The organism is Streptomyces sp. SID4985 (assembly GCF_009863025.1).
In the GTDB taxonomy this organism is placed as follows: Bacteria; Actinomycetota; Actinomycetes; order Streptomycetales; family Streptomycetaceae; genus Streptomyces.
Genome location: NZ_WWIR01000357.1, coordinates 1 through 4349 on the forward strand (window position 1 = coordinate 1; position 4349 = coordinate 4349).

At 71.9% G+C, this 4349-nt stretch carries 4 protein-coding genes and 1 pseudogene; 3 read left to right on the forward strand and 2 right to left on the reverse strand.

Translation table 11 applies throughout. The annotated features are described in order from the left end of the window. A pseudogene (locus tag GTW40_RS15195) lies at positions 1-212 on the reverse strand (RNA polymerase subunit sigma-24); the annotation flags it as partial. Between the two features lie 660 nt (positions 213-872). Continuing rightward, positions 873-1793, reverse strand: coding sequence for an HAD-IB family hydrolase (locus GTW40_RS15200; RefSeq protein WP_161180726.1), 921 nt, complete (start codon positions 1791-1793; stop codon positions 873-875). Between the two features lie 115 nt (positions 1794-1908). On the opposite strand from GTW40_RS15200, the gene GTW40_RS15205 reads away from it, so the two are divergent. From GTW40_RS15205 to hemA, 3 genes are all read left to right on the forward strand, one after another. Further along, positions 1909-2181: a glutaredoxin family protein gene (locus GTW40_RS15205; RefSeq protein ID WP_161180728.1), complete on the forward strand. Its 273-nt coding sequence runs from the start codon at positions 1909-1911 to the stop codon at positions 2179-2181. Positions 2182-2435: 254 nt separating this feature from the next. Then, positions 2436-3209: a redox-sensing transcriptional repressor Rex gene (locus GTW40_RS15210; RefSeq protein WP_161180727.1), complete on the forward strand. Its 774-nt coding sequence runs from the start codon at positions 2436-2438 to the stop codon at positions 3207-3209. Next, on the forward strand, positions 3206-4349 hold a 1144-nt coding region (gene hemA / locus GTW40_RS15215), incomplete at its 3' end, for a glutamyl-tRNA reductase (RefSeq protein ID WP_237525524.1). The genes GTW40_RS15210 and hemA, both read left to right, overlap by 4 nt.

The window sequence follows — 4349 nt, forward strand, 5'->3', positions numbered from 1 at the left end:
GCGGGCGCGCCGGACGACGCGGTACGGCCGCGTCTGCCGACGGCGGCGCTGCCCTCGGCCAGTGCGTAGCACGGGCCCAGGGGTGCGCCGGTGGCGAGGGCGGGGACGGTGTGCGCGGTGGGGACGAGGCCGCGCAGCGTCTCTTTGACCGTTGCGACCGTTGCGCGCAGCGTAGCCAGGCCCGAGGCGTCAACCCCGACGTGTGGGTACACGGGACTCCCAGAGGCAGAGCTTCCATCACGTGCAGTACGGGACCTTTCACCCGTCGTGGCGACGGAGGGGTACCGGTTTGCGTCTGAGGAGAATAACGCTTCGTGTAGACCCTGCTACACCCAGTTGCTCAAATCGTCGATTACGTCGCTTCCGTGACCAGTTGACGCCCAGTTGTCTTGCTTTTTCTGACCGCTTCCCGACCGAAAACCAGCCGATTTCTGCGAAGCTGAGGCGGGTTGGGGAGCGGGGCGCATAATCCCGGGGGCTTGCGAAACGATTCAGCGGGCGGGGGCCACGGAGGGTGGGGTGCTTGGGGCGGTGGATCTTGTGCACCGGGGCTGCGGCTGAGCAAGGGTTTTCGCTCGCCGCGCTTGCGGGGTGCCTCCCCCAAGCTCTTCGAGCAGGGGGTACCCCCAGCCCACCCGTGCCGCCCCAGCGGCACGACTGCCCGCAGCCGGGGCGGCACGGCGCGACTGCGCGCAGCTGAGGGGGAGGGGGGAGCGGCACGACTGCGCGCGGCTGGGGCGGGGTACGGGGGCGGCCGACTGCCCGCGGTTGGGGTGGGGTGCGGCGCGGTTGCCCGTGCTGAGGAGGGGCTGGTGGGGCTGCGGCGTTTCGGTTGGGCTCGGGCTGTTCTGTTCAAGCCCCGTCGCAGGCGGTCAGCGCCTGCGGCGGGTCAGGGCGATGGCCGCTGCCGTGCCGCCCGCTACCGCGCCGACGCCCGCTGCCGCCGGGATGCCTACCTTCGCGGCCTTGCGGCCGGTGCGGTAGTCGCGGAGGCGCCAGTCCTTGTCGCGGGCGTGTTTGCGGAGTTTGGCGTCGGGGTTGATGGCGTAGGGGTGGCCGACGAGGGAGAGCATGGGGATGTCGTTGTGGCTGTCGCTGTAGGCGGCGCAGCGGGGGAGGTCCAGGCCCTCGGCGGCGGCCAGGGCGCGTACCGCTTCCGCCTTGGCGGGGCCGTGCAGGGGTTCGCCCACCAGGCGGCCGGTGTAGACGCCGTCCATCGACTCCGCGACGGTGCCGAGCGCGCCGGTGAGGCCGAGGCGGCGGGCGATCACCTGGGCGATCTCCACCGGGGCCGCCGTCACCAGCCACACCTTCTGGCCCGCGTCCAGGTGGGCCTGGGCCAGCGCGCGGGTGCCGGGCCAGATGCGGTCGGCCAGGTACTCGTCGTAGATCTCCTCGCCGATCGTCTCCAGCTCGGCCACCCGGTGGCCCTTGACGATGGAGAGCGCCGAGTCGCGCGCGTCCTGCATGTGCTCGGGGTCCTCGACCCCGGCGAGCCGGAACCACGCCTGCTGCCAGGCGAACTTGACGAGGTCGCGGGTCTCGAAGAACTTCCGCTTGTACAGGCCGCGCCCGAAGTGGAACAGCGCGGCGCCCTGCATCACGGTGTTGTCGAGGTCGAAGAACGCGGCCGCGCGGTCGTCGCCGAGCACCGGGAACTCCGGCTCGGCGGTCTCCGGCTCCGGCGTGTTCCGCGCGGACTTGCGGGCGGCCTCCGCCGAGGCCTCGCCTGCCAACACGCTCCGCGCGGTGGCGGAGCGCCTACGGGGGGTGAGCCATCCTAGAGCGGCCATGGCGTGAGCATAGCCATTCCGTGACGCCGCTTCGGAGCCGAGACGTTGGAAGGGCGTGAACTCTGCGCGGCCTTGTTGTTAAGGGGCGCACATGAGCGGAGTGAGAATGGGCGGCATGAGTCCCCTCTTCCGGCGCACGGCCGCGCCCCAGGAGCGCCTGGTCACGCTGATCCGCAAGCCCGGCTGCCACCTCTGCGAGGACGCCCAGAGTGTGATCGAGAAGGTCTGCGCCGACCTCGGCGTGCCGTGGGAGAGCCGGGACATCACGGAGGACCGTGAGTTGTACGACACGTACTGGGAGCAGATCCCGGTCGTCCTCGTCGACGGTGAGCAGCACACCTTCTGGCGGGTGGACGAGAACCGCCTTCGTAAGGCTCTGACCAAGTAGTCCACAGGCGTCCCGGAACACCCGGAACGTCGCTTAGGATCGGACGCCTGTTTGGTCTCGGGGGCGGGATTCGCGAGGAGTGTGTAGCTTTGCCCCCAGGTACAGCCCCGGGAAGAGGGCGCGTGACCCCGGTCACGTTCGCCGGGCAAATCGGACACCATCTTTGTGCACACGTTCACAAAGACATAGCCTGCTTTCGACGGGGCGGTCCGGGGACGCATGACCGCCAGCCCCGCTCTACCCGCAGGAGCACCGTGGCAACTGGCCGAACTCACCGACCGGCGACCCGCAGCCGAGGGATTCCCGAGGCCACTGTCGCCCGGCTTCCGCTGTACCTCCGAGCCCTGACCGCGCTGTCCGAGCGCTCGGTCCCCACGGTCTCCTCCGAGGAACTCGCCGCGGCCGCCGGAGTCAACTCCGCCAAGCTCCGCAAGGACTTCTCCTACCTCGGCTCGTACGGCACCCGCGGTGTCGGCTACGACGTCGAGTACCTCGTCTACCAGATCTCCCGCGAGCTGGGCCTGACCCAGGACTGGCCCGTCGTCATCGTCGGCATCGGCAACCTCGGCGCGGCCCTCGCCAACTACGGCGGCTTCGCCTCGCGCGGCTTCCGGGTCGCGGCCCTGATAGACGCCGACCCCGCGATGGCGGGCAAGCCGGTCGCGGGCATCCCGGTCCGGCACACCGACGAGCTCGAGAAGATCATCGAGGACAACGGTGTCTCCATCGGCGTGATCGCCACCCCGGCCGGCGCCGCCCAGCAGGTCTGCGACCGGCTCGTGGCCGCCGGGGTCACCTCCATCCTGAACTTCGCGCCGACCGTGCTGACCGTCCCGGACGGCGTCGACGTGCGCAAGGTCGACCTCTCCATCGAGCTCCAGATCCTCGCCTTCCACGAGCAGCGCAAGGCGGGCGAGGAGCTCGCCGCGAACGACGGCGCGCTGCCCGCGGCCGCCGCGCGCGCCGCCGCCGGGCACTCGGCCGAGCAGGGACCCGACGGGGACGTACCCGCCGTGATGCCCGCATGAGCCTCCTCGTCGTCGGACTGAGCCACCGCAGCGCGCCCGTGAGCGTGCTGGAGCGGGCCGCGCTGAGCACGGACGCCCAGGTCAAGCTGGCCCAGGACACGGTCGCCGCCGAACCGGCCGCCGAGGCCGCCGTGCTCGGCACCTGCAACCGCATCGAGCTGTACGCCGACGTGGACAAGTTCCACGCCGGTGTCGCCGAGCTGTCCACGCTGCTCGCCCAGCACTGCGGGGTCGGCCTGGAAGAGCTGACGCCGTATCTCTACGTGCACTACGAGGACCGGGCCGTCCACCACCTCTTCTCGGTGGCCTGCGGCCTGGACTCCATGGTCGTCGGCGAGGGCCAGATCCTCGGCCAGATCAAGGACTCCCTCGCCCGCGCCCAGGAGCTGCACACCGCCGGGCGCCTGCTCAACGACCTCTTCCAGCAGGCCCTCAGGGTCGGCAAGCGCGCCCACTCCGAGACCGGCATCGACCGCGCCGGGCAGTCCCTGGTCACCTTCGGCCTGGAGCAGCTGTCCGCGGGCGAGGACGTCGAGGCGTGGGCCCGGGGCCGCCGGGCGCTGGTGATCGGCGCCGGTTCGATGTCCTCGCTGGCCGCCGCGACACTCGCGCGCGCCGGGGTCGCCGAGATCGTCGTCGCCAACCGGACCTTCGAGCGTGCCGAGCGGCTCGCGCAGATCCTCGCCGACGCCGAGGGCGCCACCGCGCGCGCGGTGCGGATGGACGCCGTCTCCGCCGAACTGACACGTGCCGACGTCGTCGTCTCCTGCACCGGCGCCACCGGCCTGGTACTCACCGCCGACGCTGTCGCCGAGGCCCTCCAGGACCGCACCGGCGCTCCCGTCACCGAGGTCGCGGACGGCGGCCGTACGCCCGCCGCCGAGACGGCCTCGCTGCCGCCGACCACCGTCGGCACCGAGGAGAACTGCCCGCTGGACCTCGCCGCCGTGCAGGGCGCGAGCGGCTTCTCCGTGCTCGGCGAGGCCGCCGTGGCCGGACTCGACGCCGCCGCCCTGGAGCAGCACGCGGCCTGGGTCGCGGGCGGCACCGTGGACCGGCGCGAGCAGGGCCAGGGCCGGGCGCTGAAGGCCGTCGAGGACACGCGGGCCGAGGCCGGGCTGATCGACGCGCTCGCGCAGA